Origin of the sequence: Halomonas huangheensis, assembly GCF_001431725.1 — a bacterium.
In the GTDB taxonomy this organism is placed as follows: Bacteria; Pseudomonadota; Gammaproteobacteria; order Pseudomonadales; family Halomonadaceae; genus Halomonas; species Halomonas huangheensis.
In genome coordinates this window covers 3,581,019-3,596,674 of record NZ_CP013106.1, presented here as the reverse complement: position 1 = coordinate 3,596,674, position 15,656 = coordinate 3,581,019, and the positions used below count along the sequence as shown (strand labels likewise).

Here is a 15,656-nt window from a genome sequence, read left to right as displayed (position 1 = left end):
AGTCTCATCATGGCCTTTGACGCGATCTTCCAGCCGATCAAGATCGGCAGCCAGACTATTCGCAACCGAGTGGTAAGTACCGCTCATGCCGAGGTCTATGCCACCGATGGCGGCATGACCACCGACCGCTACGTGAAGTACTACGAGGAGAAGGCCAAGGGTGGCTGCGGGCTGTGCATCTGCGGCGGTTCATCCGTAGTCTCCATCGACAGTCCTCAGGCCTGGTGGAGCTCGGTCAACCTGTCCACTGACCGCATCATCCCCCATTTCCAGAATCTGGCCGATGCCGTGCACAAGCATGGCGGCAAGATCATGATCCAGATCACCCATATGGGGCGTCGTTCGCGCTGGGACGGCTACGACTGGTCGACCCTGCTGTCGCCCTCCGGCATCCGCGAGCCGGTCCACCGCTCCACCTGCAAGGCCATCGAGGAAGAGGAGATCTGGCGGATCATCGGTGACTTCGCCCAGGCCGCGCGGCGGGCGAAGGAGGGCGGCCTCGACGGCGTCGAGCTGTCCGCTGTACACCAACATCTGATTGACCAGTTCTGGAGTCCGCGCGTCAACAAGCGTGAGGACGAGTGGGGCGGCAGCTTCGAGAAACGTATGCGCTTCGGCATGGAAGTGCTCAAGGCCGTACGTGAGGAAGTCGGCAACGACTTCGTGGTCGGCATGCGCATCTGTGGCGACGAGTTCCACCCGGACGGCCTGTCCCACGAGGATATGAAGCAGATCGCCGCCTACTACGACGCCACCGGTCAGGTGGATTACTTCGGTGTGGTGGGTTCAGGCTGCGACACCCATGACACCCTGGCCAACGTCATCCCTAACATGTCCTTCCCGCCGGAGCCCTTCCTGCACCTGGCGGCGGGCATCAAGGAAGTGGTCTCCGTCCCGGTGATCCATGCCCAGAACATCAAGGACCCCAATCAGGCCGAACGTATCCTGGAGGGTGGCTACGTGGATCTGGTAGGCATGACCCGGGCGCATATCGCAGACCCGCACCTGATCGCCAAGATCAAGATGGGCCAGATCGACCAGATCAAGCAGTGCGTGGGTGCCAACTACTGCATCGACCGCCAGTATCAAGGTCTGGACGTATTGTGCATCCAGAACGCTGCCACCTCCCGGGAATACATGGGCCTGCCGCATATCATCGAGCGTTCTGAGGGACCCAGGCGCAAGGTGGTGGTGGTTGGTGGCGGTCCCGGTGGCATGGAGGCGGCGCGGGTGGCCGCCGAGCGCGGTCATGATGTGACGCTGTTCGAGGCGGATGAGGCGCTGGGCGGACAGATTACCACCGCTGCCAAGGCCCCGCAGCGTGATCAGATCGCTGGTATCACCCGCTGGTACCAGCTCGAGCTGACGCGCCTCAAGGTCGATCTGCGCCTCGGCACCCGAGCCGACGAGGCCTCTCTCCTCGACCTGCGTCCGGACATCGTGGTGCTGGCTACCGGTGGCCGACCATACCTGGACCAGTACCCGGAGTGGGGCTACTCGGAGAATCCCGAGGAGAGTCTGGTGGTCAGCACCTGGGACGTGCTCAACGGCAAGGTGGAGCCTGGCAAGAACGTGCTGATCTACGATGCCCCGTGTGAGTTCTCAGGCATGTCTGCGGCCGACTACCTGGCCGACAAGGGCGCCAAGGTCGAGATCGTCACCGACGACATCAAGCCTGGTGCGGCGGTGGGGGGCACCACCTTCCCGACCTACTATCGTAGCCTCTACGAGAAGGAGGTGATCATGACCTCTGACCTGATGCTGCACAAGGTCTACCGGGAGGGCGACTCTCTGGTGGCGGTGCTCGAGAACGAGTACACCGGTGTCCAGGAGGAGCGGGTCGTCGACCAGGTGGTGGTGGAGAACGGCGTGCGTCCCGACGAGGCACTCTATTACGCCTTGAAGCCCGGGTCTCGCAACAAGGGACAGATGGACCTGGAGGCTCTCTACGCCATCGAGCCCCAGCCCTGCCTCGCCGAGGAAGGCGACGGACCGCTGCTGTTCCGGCTGGGTGACTGCACCGCACCGCGCAATACCCACGCGGCGATCTACGACGCCCTGCGCCTCTGCAAGGATTTTTAACCCCAGCCATAAGCTGTAAGCCGGAAGCTGTAGGAACTTCTTTCCCAACGTATGGCGAGATGAGCACTGGAGCGGCTCATCTCGTCGACCGGGTTTCCAGGAGGGGTGAGGTGACTTACCGCTTACAGCTCGAGGCTTACGGCTCCTCATCGAGGAGAGGTGAGTACCATGCTCGAGACGCTATTGCCGATCCTGATCTTCGCCGCGCTCGCGCTGGCGGTGATCGGCGCCGGGCGGCGTGTCCGCCTGTGGCGCCAGGGGCGACCTTCGCCCGTACCCATTCTCAAGGGCCTCGCCGCCATGCCGCGTCGCTACCTGGTGGATCTGCACCATGTGGTCGGCCGCGACAAGGTGATGTCCAATACCCACGTGGCCACCGCTGGCGGCTTCGTCGCGGCGGCGGTGCTGATGATCCTGGTCCATGGCCTGGGCCTGGCCGAGGGCGTGCTCGGCTGGCTGTTGCTGGCGGCCAGCACTTGCATGTTCGTGGGCAGCCTGTTCGTGGCCCGGCGTCGGCGCAACCCACCGGCGCGGCTGTCGAAGGGCCCCTGGATGCGCCTGCCGAAGAGCCTGATGGCCTTCTCGCTGAGCGTTTTCCTGATCACGCTGCCGACGGTCGGTCTGTTGCCGGAAGACTTCGGTAGCTGGATCCTGGCCATCGTACTGGTTGTGGTGCTGGTCTGGGGCCTCGGCGAGATGTTCTTCGGCATGACCTGGGGCGGGCCGATGAAGCATGCTTTCGCCGGAGCCTTGCACCTTGCATTCCACCGCCGTGCTGAACGCTTCTCCACCAGTCAGTCCGATCGCGAGGGGAAGGTACATCGCTCGACCGGCCTCAAGGCACTGGATCTGGATGATCCTCAGGCGCCATTGGGCGTGGCCAACCCCGAGGACTTTACCTGGAACCAGCGTCTCGGCTTCGACGCTTGTGTGCAGTGCGGCCGTTGCGAAGCTGTGTGCCCAGCTTTTGCTGCGGGGCAGCCGCTCAATCCCAAGAAGCTGATTCAGGACATGGTGCTGGGCATGACCGGCAACAGCGATGCGCAGTTCGCTGGATCGCCATATCCCGGCAAGCCGCTGGGTGAGCATCAAGGGCAACCCGGCGGGCCGATTGTGGTCGAGGCCGGTGGCGCGCTGCTGGATGCCGATACGCTGTGGTCGTGCACGACCTGTCGGGCTTGCGTCGAGGAGTGCCCGATGATGATCGAGCATGTCGATACCATCGTCGATATGCGTCGTCATCTGACCCTGGAGCAGGGCAAGACACCGGGCAAGGGTGCGGAAGTGATCGACAATCTGATCGCCACCGACAACCCCAATGGCTACGCCCCGGCTGCCCGCATGCATTGGGCGGCGGATCTTGAGTTGCCGCTGATGCGTGACCTGATACAGGTGGACGTGTTGCTGTGGTTGGGTGATGGCGCCTTTGACATGCGCAACCAACGTACCCTGCGTGCACTGGTCAAGGTACTGCGTGCCGGTGGTGTCGACTTCGCGGTGCTGGGAGATGAAGAGCGCGACAGTGGTGATGTAGCGCGACGTCTTGGTGACGAGGCGACATTCCAGCGCCTGGCACGGGCCAATATCGCTACCCTGTCCCAGTATCGTTTCCAGACCATCGTTACCTGCGACCCCCATAGTTTCCATGTGCTAGCCAATGAGTATGGCGCGCTGGGAGGCGACTATCGCGTGCGTCATCACAGTACCTTCATCAGCGAACTATTGGATGCGGGATATTTGACGCTGGGCGGTTGGAACGGTGGCTCAGTGACGTACCACGACCCTTGTTATCTGGGCCGCTACAACGGTGAATATGAAGCGCCACGCAAGGTGCTTGCGGCACTGGGTATCGAAGTGCGTGAGATGGAGCGCTCCGGTTTCCGTTCGCGCTGCTGCGGTGGAGGTGGTGGGGCGCCCATCACTGATATCCCCGGCGAACGGCGGATTCCCGATATGCGTATGCAGGATGTTGGTGAAAGCGGTGCGGAATTGGTCGCAGTCGGATGTCCGCAGTGTACTGCCATGTTGGAAGGTGTGGTTGATGCCACTGCTGAGGTACGTGACATCGCCGAGTTGGTGGCCGATGCACTGGTGATCGGCGATCGGGCCACTCCGGTTCGTGCCGCTGGTCGGTCGGCTGACAACCTTGCTGTGGAGGTGACGACATGAGTCATGGAGAATCCCAGCTCAATCGCCGTAATCCACGCCTGGAGTGGATGGCGCGCAATCGCTTGCATCCGGAGCATGCCCAGGCATTGGCGGCACTGGGTTTGGGAAAGCAGGGGTTGAATGGCCTGGGTCAGAGCGAACAGGCTCAGGCCGAGTGGATGGGCCCCAATGGCCGTATTCGCCGCAATCCCCGCGCTATTGGCTTTGTCGGTGCCAATGGCCGCAAGCGTATTGATCGCAGTGGCGCGCAGACCGGAGCGGCCAGCGCAACGAACCATAAGGCGGTCAAGGATAACCGTAGCCAGGTTTACATCGAGGCCCCGGCCTTCCATATCGCAGTAGTGCCAGACACCTCCGGCGGTCGCCTGACGTCTCATGATCGTGACCTGCTTGGCCTGGCGCGGCGTCTGGCGGACCATGATCCGCAGCAGTCTGACCTCAAGCGACAGGGCGCGGTCCTGGCGGTGATCTTCGCCGATCAGCCGCCACCGGGACTGGATGAGGCCGGTGTAGACAGAGTCATTCTGTTGCCGATGTCTGGTGATGGCTATGTCCCGGAAGAGCGACTGTCCACCTTGCGTGCGCTGGATGCGAGTCTAGTACCGCAGCATTGGCTGTTGCCGGATACCGCACTTGGTGGCGGAGATCTCGGGCGGCGCATGGCAATCAGCTTCGGTGAACGCCCGGCCTGTGGTGTCTGGCGAGCTGATCCGGATGATGACTCCGGGTGGCAATGCCTGTGTCGGTCCGGCTCCGGTCGGCGTGATCAGGCACGTTCGTTGCCGAGGGTCGTACTGGCCCTTGCCGAATGTGGTGAGCCGGTCGTCGAGACGCGTCACGAGGCCAGGCAATTGGCGCTTTCCGAGGTGCTGGGTGGTGAGTTGCCATCTGCCTTGACGCGCATCGAGGATCTGGGAGCGGTGGCTGTGGATCCTGCCGCCATTGCGTTGGACGAAGCCGAGTTCATCCTCTCGGCGGGCAACGGTGTACGTGACTGGGATGGTTTCCATCTGGCGTCCGAGGTGTTGGGGGCGACAGAAGGGGCCTCGCGGGTAGCGGTAGATGACGGCCATATGCCACGCCATCGCCAGGTTGGGGCGACCGGCACCTGGGTGAGTGCCAGAGTCTATGTGGCTGTGGGCATCAGTGGGGCTATCCAGCACCTGCAGGGAATACAGCGCTGTGATCGAGTGGTGGCGATCAATGCCGACCCCGGGTGCGATATGGTCAAGCGCGCCGATCTGTCGGTGATCGCCGATTCTGCTGCTGTGCTCGACGCGCTGGTGGAACTGGCGCGAGCCGAGCGTGGAGATACTTCCGAGGAGAGCCGAGATGTCGCTTGATGAGCGTAGTGCCGGTGATTCGGCCAAGGGAGCACTGCGGGTCGATGTGCTGGTATCAGTGGGAAGACATGGCCTCACCGAACGAGCACGGCGAGCCGATCTGGATGCTCGGGCACTGGAGTTGGCTCTGGGATTGGGTGAAGGCGGTCGTCAGTTGATTCTTGAGGCCTGCCATGCCGGTTGTGACAATTCGGAAACCGAAGGCGCGCTGCGCGATTATCTGGGCATGGGGCTGAATGCGCTCAACTGGATTCAGACCGAGAGCAGCACAGATGTGCTTCCCCTGCTGCGAGATTACCTGCGTCAACATGACGTGTCCTCCGGCCCTCGCCTGGTACTGTGCGGCATGCGTGCCGAAGAAGGTGAAGGCTCTGGATTGGTGCCCGTAGCGTTGGCCCACGAGCTGGGTTGGGCGAGTGTGCCCGGTGTGGTGGCGGTGGAGTCGATAAAGCGTGAGGCGGATCACTGGTATGCCCAATTGCTGCAGGCGTTGCCACGTGGTCAGCGGCGGCGTCTCAAGGTTCGGTTACCGGCTGTGCTGAGCGTCGATGTTGCGGCACCAACGCCTCGTCAAAGTGCTTTTGGTCCCGCTCGTCGAGGACGCCTTGAGCGGCTTGAGCCCGTCGGAGAATTGCAGCCCGATGCCAACCTGCTCGAGTGGCCGCTGATGCCAGCCAGGCCTCGTCCCAAGCGCTTGAAGATTGTCACCGCCAGTAATGCGCGGGATCGTTTCAAGGCCGCTGCGGCCAAGGCCGACAGTGGTGGTGGCAAGTTGCTGAAGGACGTCACTCCACAGCAGGGCGCCGAAGCGATCCTTGCTCTGCTGCGGGAAGAAGGGGTATGGCGTGGAGGCTCGAGCCGGTCGCAATAGCGCTGGGACGTGGAAAGTGTTGTTGCTGTATTCAAGTTGATGACTCCGATGCCCAGCCCGGTACCATTGCGTACTGGGCTGGGCTCGTCGCTTTCTGGAAGGGGTGTGGTGATCGCCATGAGCAGATGGGTTCCGATGGCCATGGCCGATGATCATGCCTTCGAATAGCGTTGGGGCCAGCGATCGTCGTCTGCAGGCGCTTGTTGATGATATGTGGCACGACTGATGCTTGATATCACGATAGACAAACACAGCCGCCAGAAGGGCGGCTGTGTTTGTTTCAGTGGAACGTATGGGCGCTAAAGAGGAATCAGGCGCGGGACAGGCCTGGCCGACGACTTTCCTCGACCAATCCCTTGACCAGCGCCACGCTCATCACCACCAGCACCAGGGTAAAGGGGAGACCTGTTGCCACGGCGCCGGCCTGGAGGGCCGTGAGAGCTTCACTGCCTCCGCCGTAGAGCAGAATGGCGGCGATGGCACCTTCGAGTGTTGCCCAGAACACACGTTGCCCTCTGGGGGCGTCGGTCTTGCCGCCAGCGGTGATACTGTCGATGACCAGTGATCCGGAGTCCGAGGAGGTAATGAAGAACACCAGTACCAGCACAATGGCACAGCTGGAGGTCAGGGTCGTCAGTGGCAACTGTTCGAGCATCTGGAACATCGCCAGTGAAACATCGCTGATCCCCGAAGCCAGCCCACCAAGGCCCATCTGCACCTGATCGATGGCATTGCCACCGAAGGCGGCCATCCATACCAGCGTTACCAGCGTGGGGACCATCAGTACTGCGATCAGGAACTCGCGTACGGTCCGCCCGCGTGACACCCGCGCGATGAACATGCCGACGAAGGGTGACCAGGAAATCCACCAGGCCCAGTAGAACACCGTCCAGCCGTGGTACCAGCTCTCATCGTCACGGCCTATCCAGTTCGACAGCGGTAGCAGGTATTCGAGATAGGCCAGGCTGGCGCTGCCCAAGTGATGCATGAACACGGTCAGCGAGCCGGCGATCATCACGAACAGCAACAGCGCCAGGGCAATCACCATATTGATGTTGGAGAACAGTTTGACGCCGCCATCGATGCCCCGCCATACCGAGAACAGCGCGATGACGGTGACCACAACGATGATCGCCACTTGAGTGACGATGGTATTGGGTAGGCCAAACAGATAGTTCAAGCCGGTGGCCGCTTGAGTCGCACCGAGTCCAAGCGATGTGGCGAGCCCGAAGATCGTCGCCAGTACCGCGAGAATATCCACGATATGCCCCGGCCAGCCTCGGACCTTCTGCCCGAATAACGGGGTGAAGGCGGATCGCAGCGTCAGCGGCAGACCACGGTTGTAGGCAAAGAATGCCAGCGACAGTCCGACCACCGCATAGATCGCCCAGGGATGCAGTCCCCAGTGGAATACCGTGGCCCCCATCGCCGCACGTGCTGCCTCGGTAGTGTTGGCAGCAACATTCAAAGGGGTGCCGTACCAGTCGGTGTAGTAGGCCACCGGCTCGGCGACACTCCAGAACATCAAGCCAATGCCCATGCCTGCGGCAAACAGCATGCTGAACCACGATAGCGTTGAGTACTCTGGGCGAGTGTCGGCACCACCGAGACGAATGCGTCCGAGGGGCAACACGATCAGTATCAGACACAGCAGTACAAACAAGTTGCCGGCGGCCATGAACAGCCAGTCGAAGTGAGTGATAGCCCAGCCGCGCGCGGCAGTAAGTTGGGTATTGGCGGTTTGTGGTGCGATCAATGCATAGATGATGAAACCCAGGATGCATAACGCCGACAGTGGAAAGACAGGGGAATGGAAATCCAGGCCCCAGCGTTGGGTATTGTCCTGGCCCGGAGTCAGTACCGGTTCCTGCTCATGACTCATTGCGTTTTCCTCACGCCCGCAACTCGCCGCTCCGGTCGTATAAGGATGGAGTGGAGTCACGGTTCTGATGTTGTTGTGGGGTGGCGGCTCGGTTCTGCAGTGAGAGCGCCGCGATCATTTTTCGGCGCTATTGGAGCAACGGCTGTCGTGAAAGCGACCTCCAACTGTCTGCTTGCCCCCGCTACGGGGCGTGGAGTGCGGCTGTGTCTTGATCAGATACGTCGATGCCTCAACCAGAACAGTCGGCAAGGCTCGACGCGTTATGTTCGTGGCAAGAGAAGTACTCGAATAAAAGATGCATCCAAGGCTGCCGGACGTTTCGAAACGGTGGCCACTACATATCGCCAGCACGGCAAGAGGAGGTCTTCCGCCATGGGTAGTACCAATCGCGGAGTGGTCTATATGGGCCCCGGCAAGGTTGAGGTTCAGTCAATCGAGTATCCTGAACTCGCGCTTGGTGATCGCAAGTGCGATCACGGAGTGATCCTGAAAGTTGTCACCACCAACATCTGCGGCAGTGACCAGCACATGGTGCGTGGCCGTACCACGGCACCCTCTGGCCTGGTACTGGGTCACGAGATCACCGGATTGGTGATCGAGTGTGGTCGCGATGTTGAATTCATCAAGCCTGGTGACCTGGTCTCAGTACCGTTCAATATCGCTTGTGGTCGCTGCCGTAACTGCAAGGAAGGCAAGACCGGTATCTGCCTCAACGTCAATCCGGCTCGCCCGGGTGCGGCCTACGGTTACGTCGATATGGGCGGCTGGGGTGGCGGTCAGACTGAATATGTCATGGTGCCCTACGCTGACTTCAATCTGCTCAAGTTCCCGGACGCCGACCAGGCCATGGAGAAGATTCGTGACCTGACGCTGCTGTCCGATATCTTCCCTACCGGTTTCCACGGCTGTGTCACCGCTGGCGTAGGTCCGGGCAGCACCGTCTACATCGCCGGTGCCGGACCTGTTGGCCTTGCTGCAGCAGTCTCCGCTCATCTGTTGGGCGCGGCCTGTGTCATCGTTGGCGATATGATCGAGGACCGTCTGGCTCAGGCGCGTAGTTTCGGCTGCGAAACCATCGATCTGACCCAGGAAGGCGATATGGCTGACCGAATCGAGGCGATCCTCGGTGAGCGTGAAGTCGATGCCTTCGTTGACTGTGTCGGCTTCGAAGCCCATGCCTGTGGCTGCAACCACGGCAAGGAAGCGCCTGCCACCGTACTCAATTCCGCGATGGCGTTGACCCGTGCCGGCGGCCAGATCGGCATCCCGGGGCTGTACGTGACCGAAGACCCAGGTGCCGCCGATGACGCCGCCAAACAGGGCGCGCTGAGTATGCGTTTCGGACTCGGCTGGGCCAAGTCTCACTCGCTGCATACCGGCCAGTGCCCGGTGATGAAGTATCACCGTCCGCTGATGCAGGCGATCCTGTTCGGCAAGGTCAATATCGCCGATGCGATCAACGTCCAGATGATCAACCTTGACCAGGCCCCGCAGGGCTATGCAGATTTCGACGGCGGTGCGGCGAAGAAATTCGTCATTGACCCCCACGGCAGTGTGGCCGCCTGATGACGGAGGCCCCGCGTAAGCGGGGCCTTTGCGAAGCGATGGTATTACCGTACTGAGTGCTCGTTGCCCCTTTCGCCACCGAATCGAACTATGCTCTGTTGAGTGGACATGTCCGTTTCGTAGCGAGCATGGGTATCATCAGATGCCATTGCCGGAGGAGATAATCACCATGATGATTGCCGAACTGATCGATGGTGCCGACTTTCGCGAGCGTCTTGTTGCTCTGGGGGTGCGCATTCCCGATGATGCCTGCCCGGAAACCTGTGCGCGTATGGCACGTCTCAAAGCCCGGGAGACCGGGGTGCCGGGCCTTGCCGAGCTTGTTCAGGAATTGATGGACAAGAGTGATGTGTTGCTACCGTCGGTGCACCGCGCCATTCAGGATCACCTATCGTCGTTACCTGACTGATACCGAGAGTTCGTCACTTTCCAGAAGTGCGCTACTTTCCAGAACTCCAGACAGCCCATCGCCGCTGACGTATACGTCAGCGGCTTTTCTTCGTATGTGCTGGACAGGCGTTTTTGCGGTATGTGGACAAGCCGGTTGCTGGACAACCCATACTCTGCAGAATACTTGTTGTTACATATTTGGCATATTTCTTACATTAATTTACGAAATATGCCGATGCCTGGTGGTTGCTGCGTTATGCATGCTGTGCGAAGACGCACGAGGTGGTTCGTGCCGTTTCCTGACGTCACTCGCGTGCGACTCTGACAATGGCGCCTTACCACGGCTGAACAGGATCAGTGGATCAGGTCGCTGGTGCCGCTCGGTCATTCACTGCTTGAGCAGTCGGTGAGGTGATGATGTCCCTTTTGGTTTCGGCGCGATATGGAGTAGTGCTTCCTGTCATCCTTGTTCTGCTGATGGTCTGTAACGTATTGATGGCACTCAATACGCTGCTCGTATCCTATGTCTTTGAGGCATGGCAGCTCGGCGTCCTGATATTGAACCGACAGGAGGCATACGCCACGCTGCTGGTTGCCGCAGGAATTCTCGCTAACTGCCTTCAGCTTCGAGTTGCACTCAGGATGCTGGCGATCGCTATTCTGCTGGTCGCCCTCTATCAGCTGGCCATGTGTGGCTGGAGCTGGTGGCAGGTAACTATGGCATCAGGCTGCATGTCGCTGCCGTCGACTTTTCTGCTCGGCTGGTTTGCCTTGTGCTGCTGGGTGGGGACAGCTTCAGCAGGTGGCCGCCGATATTGGGAGTGTCTGGGTTGGGCGGCGATGGCGGCAGGCCTGGGATTGCTGGTGATGTTGGTCATCAAGGCCATGCTGGGATCGGCGTGGTGGCCTGCTCTAGTCGAAATTCGCGTTGGTGGTGCCCTCTGGATCTTTATCCATGGCATCGTGCTTGCACTGGTGGGGCAATGGCAAATGGACCCGCCGCGGCTGGAGGGAGGGAGCATACGAGTCGCGGTGATTGGTTTGGCGGTCAGTCTTTTGATCTGGTTCAGCGTCACCATGTTTTACCAGAGTCAGCTACGCGATACGGCATTGCGTCACCTCATTGATGTCGAGACGGCAGTGAAACAATGGCAGCGCACCTGGCGTGCTCGCTGGAGTGGTATGACGGTGGCTGGCTTGTTGGAGGCCGACAGGCTCATTGATCCCAATGGCGACTCTGATGGTTTGTGGCACCTCAATGAAATTGAAGCGCTGGCGCTGTTGCGTGGCATGAATCCGCTGCGCAACTATCCGGGGCTGACAGCGGATGGCGCACCACGGCTGCAGCAGTTGCTGAACAAGCCGGGTGTTCGGAATTGGTTGGCTGCGGGTCAGGCCTCATCCGTTGCCTGGCATTTCATGACCGAGGAGGGGAAGGTCTACGCGATCCTGGCGATCATGCTGGATGCCGAGCCCGATGGTCGCCTGCTGACATTGATTGATGTACAGAGCTGGTTACAGCAGGTCAGTGGTTCGGTACCGAGTGAGACCACCCTGTATCTGTTGCATGAAGGGCGCGAACTGGCCAGAGTCGGGCGGGCTGGCGTCGTAGAGGACCATCAGGTAACGGCGCTGCGGCGTGACTCATTGGTGCTGGCCGATGGTACCCGACTGGTGCTTGAGGCGCGTCTGATGGTCGGTGGCTTGATGTCACCCGGTGCCCTCTTGCCGTTGTTGCTGGTGTTTGTGGGGCTCTTCGCAACCTATCAACTGGCGATCTGGGTATCGCTGCCCCGCAGACGCACTCGGCACGCTTTTGTGCTGGAAGTCCGCGAACAGCAATATCGCTCGCTGTTCAGCCATAGCTCAGCAGCGGTGTTTCATGTGCTGCCCGATGGCACCGTGCGCGAGGTCAATGCCGTCGCCGAGGCCTTGCTGGAGGAAAAGGTCGACGACATTGCTGGTATGGAGTTCTCTGCGTTGGCCTGCCGTCTGCTGGGTTGGTTGAGTCTCAGCGCGGAGCTTTTGCATACCTGGCGTACGGCTATATCTGGGGGGCGCGGATGCTGCTGTCGTGTTGCCGGAAGGGGGAGCGAGGCGCGTTGTTACAACGTGCGCATGGTGCCGATTGTGGTCGATGACAGCATCGTCGGAGTGTTTGCCGTCTTCGAGGATGTCTCGGCCTGGACAGAAACCCTGGTGCGTCTAACGATCATGGAGCGCTGCCTGGAGGAAAGCAGCAATGGAGTGGTGATACTGGACGCAACGCTGCCGGGAAATCCCGTTCTGTACTCCAATGTCGCCTTTCGCGAGATGACCGGTTATCGCTCATCACAGTTGACGGGAAAGACACTGTTTCTGCTGGCGGAAGGAGGCACGATAGTGCCTGAGTTGGTGAGGCTGCATCGTGCAATGGCCGAGCATCGCCCTTGTTCGGTCACTACTCAGGCGCGCTGTCGTAACGGCGACACCTTCTGGTGCCAGATATCCCTGTCACCAGTGCGGGATGAAGATGCAGTACTCACCCACTACGTGGCCATCATCGATGACATTTCCCTGCGCCGGCAGCATGAACAGCGACTGGCTTATCAGGCGACCCATGACGCGCTGACCGGATTGATAAATCGCACGATGCTGGCTGAACGTTTGAGTCATGCGATACGTCAGGCTAGATGTCAGCCGGGGATTCTGGCGGTGTTGTTCATTGACCTCGATGAGTTCAAATCGGTCAACGACAGCCTTGGGCATGAGGTTGGAGATCGTCTACTGGTCAGTGTGGCCCGGCGTCTGGAACAGGAGTTGCGGGACAGCGATAGTCTGGCACGGATGGGAGGAGATGAGTTCGTCCTGATCCTTGCCGGACTGGAGAACGGGGAAGCCGTGGAGCGTGTGGCTTTACGTCTTCTCGGAGCCCTCGAGCGACCACATATGATGGATGGTTGGCAGCTGCATGTCACCGCCAGCATTGGTATTGCAGAGCTCGACAGCGAAACCGCCGAGTCCCCGGGTCTGCTGATGCAGCGTGCCGATATCGCCATGTACCGGGCCAAGCAGAAGGGCCGCAATCAATATCAGCGTTTCAGTGAAGTGTTCGATGAGAAACTCCACCGGCGCCTGACATTGCGCAACGAACTGCGGATCGCTATGGACCAGCATGATCTGCAGCTCTACTACCAGCCGGTCATCAATCAGTCTGGTCATATCTGTGGCTGCGAAGCATTGCTGCGTTGGCTGCATGCCGACCTGGGTTGGGTATCACCAGAAGACTTCATCACCATTGCCGAACAGACCGGGCAGATTGTCGAGCTTGGTCGCTGGGTGCTGTGGCGCGCCTGCAATGATGCGCAGTGCCTGGTCCAGTCCCGCTTGATGCCGGGGCGGGTCGCGGTGAATCTGTCGCCACTGCAGTTCTATCGCTCCGACTTTCTCGCGGACCTGGGCTCAGTGTTGGAAGAAGTGGGGTTGGACGCTCACTGGCTGGAGCTGGAACTGACCGAAGGCACCCTGATGCGTGATACTCGAAGTTCGATTGATACGCTCAACAGCCTGGCGGAGATGGGAATCACCACTGCCATCGACGATTTCGGCAAGGGCTGCTCGAGTCTGGATTATCTGCAACGCCTGCCGGTGACCAGAATCAAGCTCGACAAGAGCTTCGTTCATGCCATCGATCATGGGGACTGCAATGCGGCGGTGTGCAAGAGTGTGATCGTGCTTGGGCGGGAGCTTGAACTGGAGGTACTGGCAGAGGGCGTTGAGACTCGGGCGCAGTATGAGTGCCTGCTTGGTCTCGGTTGCGAGAAGTTTCAGGGATACCTGTTTGCTCGTCCGATGCCGTTCTCGGCGCTTTGCAAGCTGCTGCAGGATGGTCCTGGAAAACCGCTTCAGCCCAGACTGTGAGCTGAAGCGGCTCTTGCGTTGTGTCGCTCAGGCCTGTGCCAGGGACAGGTTGGGTGCGTTGCTGAGGTTGTTCTGCAGGGTCTCGTTGTACCAGTCGATGAAGTCGATCACGCCGAATTCGTAGGTCGCAGAATAGGGACCTGGCTGGTAGGCCTGTGAATTGATGCCACGCTGGTTTTCCTCGGCCAGACGGCGGTCCTGGTCGTTGGTGGCGTCCCATACCTTACGCATCTGTTCCGGGTCGTAATCGACACCTTCCACTGCATCCTTGTGCACCAGCCACTTGGTGGTTACCAGAGTGCGCTGTGGGCCGAGCGGCAGTACTCGGAATACCACCGCATGATCGCCCATGAAGTGATTCCATGAGTTCGGCAAATGCAGGATGCGCAATGACCCCATGTCGGCACTGGTCAGTCGTCCCATCAGGCGCTTGCAGGCGGGCTTTCCGTCCATGGTCATTGATACTGTGCCATGCAGCAGTGGGGTGCGGGTTAGACGGTTACGCTTGCCGATACGGGTCAATTGCCAGGGAACATTCATTGCGTCCCAATCGGCCTGCTTGCGTTCAACCAGTTCGCGGTAGGCCGGGGTGGCACGCGGGTCATCGGAGTCATCGAATTCCTGCAGCGAATTGAGCAACTCCGGGTGAGCTCCATTGCAGTGGTAGCACTCGCGGTTATTCTCGATGACCAGCTTCCAGTTGGCCTGTTCCTCAATCGAGGAAGTCACCGCTACCTTGAGGTTCTCGACATCGTAGGGTGCCAGATAATGGTCGAAAGTGGCCTTGAGTTCGTCGATGGCTGGTGGGTTTTCGGCCAGACAGATGAACAGGAAACCGCCAGCTTCGGTGATGGCTATCGGCTTGAGCCCATACTGGCTCAGATCGAAATTGGTGCCCATATCTGTTCCGGCGAACAGTAGGCGCCCATCCAGCTCATAGGTCCATTGATGGTAGGGGCAGACCAGCTTGGCGACCTTGCCACGTTCGGTTGAACACAAACGTGAGCCGCGGTGACGGCAGACATTGTGGAAGGCATGGATGGTTCCGCCATCGCCGCGCACGATGATGATCGGGTTATCACCGACGGAGAGGGTGATGAAATTGCCCTTGGCGGGGATCTCGCAGCTCATGGCAGCAAACAACCATTCGCGCTCGAAGATGCCCTGGATATCGAGCTGGAAGAGGCGTTCATCGTTGTAGAACGGCTGTGGCAACGACATCCCCTGGGGGTGTTGGGCCAGCATTTCCAGAGTTGCCTCGCGGGCTGCTCCCAGTGGGTCATCCAGACTCAGGTTCTTCACGGCATCCATGGGGGGTTCCTCATCATTGTGGCGGTGAGCACTGGCTCAACGGCAGGTCAACGGTGGTCTTGTAGCGCCTCACAGCTAGCCGGTTGCCATAGTGGCAATCGTCATCTTCAAAGCCAGCTGAAGGCGACGACTGGTCTCCGGC

The 15,656-nt window shown here is 60.0% G+C and carries 9 protein-coding genes; 7 read left to right on the top strand and 2 right to left on the bottom strand.

Translation table 11 applies throughout. The features are described from left to right. Positions 1-9 precede the first annotated feature (9 nt). The 4 genes from dgcA (at position 10) to AR456_RS15495 (ending at position 6,465) form a co-directional block, all read left to right on the top strand. Positions 10-2,082 carry a dimethylglycine demethylation protein DgcA gene (gene dgcA, locus AR456_RS15510; RefSeq protein ID WP_021818429.1) on the top strand — a complete coding sequence of 691 codons (2,073 nt, stop codon included), beginning with the start codon at positions 10-12 and terminating at the stop codon, positions 2,080-2,082. 168 nt (positions 2,083-2,250) lie between these two features. Further along, on the top strand, positions 2,251-4,251 hold the full coding sequence (locus AR456_RS15505; RefSeq protein ID WP_021818430.1) for a (Fe-S)-binding protein: 2,001 nt from the start codon (positions 2,251-2,253) through the stop codon (positions 4,249-4,251). Beyond that, complete coding sequence (locus AR456_RS15500) at positions 4,248-5,594, top strand: electron transfer flavoprotein subunit alpha/FixB family protein (protein ID WP_021818431.1); 1,347 nt, start codon at positions 4,248-4,250, stop codon at positions 5,592-5,594. The genes AR456_RS15505 and AR456_RS15500 overlap by 4 nt, the downstream gene beginning before the upstream one ends. Continuing rightward, positions 5,584-6,465 carry a hypothetical protein gene (locus tag AR456_RS15495; RefSeq protein ID WP_021818432.1) on the top strand — a complete coding sequence of 294 codons (882 nt, stop codon included), beginning with the start codon at positions 5,584-5,586 and terminating at the stop codon, positions 6,463-6,465. Before AR456_RS15500 ends, AR456_RS15495 begins: the two co-directional genes overlap by 11 nt. A gap of 310 nt (positions 6,466-6,775) precedes the next feature. On the opposite strand, the gene AR456_RS15490 is transcribed toward AR456_RS15495, so the two are convergent. Continuing rightward, a complete protein-coding gene (locus AR456_RS15490; protein WP_021818434.1) occupies positions 6,776-8,347 on the bottom strand; it encodes a BCCT family transporter in 1,572 nt (523 codons plus the stop codon). Between the two features lie 372 nt (positions 8,348-8,719). Here AR456_RS15490 and fdhA point away from each other — a divergent pair, with 372 nt between their 5' ends. The 3 genes from fdhA to AR456_RS15475 all read left to right on the top strand — a co-directional run bounded on the left by fdhA (position 8,720) and on the right by AR456_RS15475 (position 14,203). Then, on the top strand, positions 8,720-9,913 hold the full coding sequence (gene fdhA / locus AR456_RS15485) for a formaldehyde dehydrogenase, glutathione-independent (RefSeq protein ID WP_021818435.1): 1,194 nt from the start codon (positions 8,720-8,722) through the stop codon (positions 9,911-9,913). 169 nt (positions 9,914-10,082) lie between these two features. After that, positions 10,083-10,322 carry a hypothetical protein gene (locus AR456_RS15480; protein ID WP_021818436.1) on the top strand — a complete coding sequence of 80 codons (240 nt, stop codon included), beginning with the start codon at positions 10,083-10,085 and terminating at the stop codon, positions 10,320-10,322. A gap of 395 nt (positions 10,323-10,717) precedes the next feature. Further along, positions 10,718-14,203, top strand: coding sequence for an EAL domain-containing protein (locus AR456_RS15475; protein WP_081694622.1), 3,486 nt, complete (start codon positions 10,718-10,720; stop codon positions 14,201-14,203). Positions 14,204-14,230: 27 nt separating this feature from the next. Here the strand turns inward: AR456_RS15475 and AR456_RS15470 are convergent, their stop codons facing one another. Continuing rightward, complete coding sequence (locus tag AR456_RS15470) at positions 14,231-15,514, bottom strand: aromatic ring-hydroxylating oxygenase subunit alpha (protein WP_021818438.1); 1,284 nt, start codon at positions 15,512-15,514, stop codon at positions 14,231-14,233. Positions 15,515-15,656 lie beyond the last annotated feature (142 nt).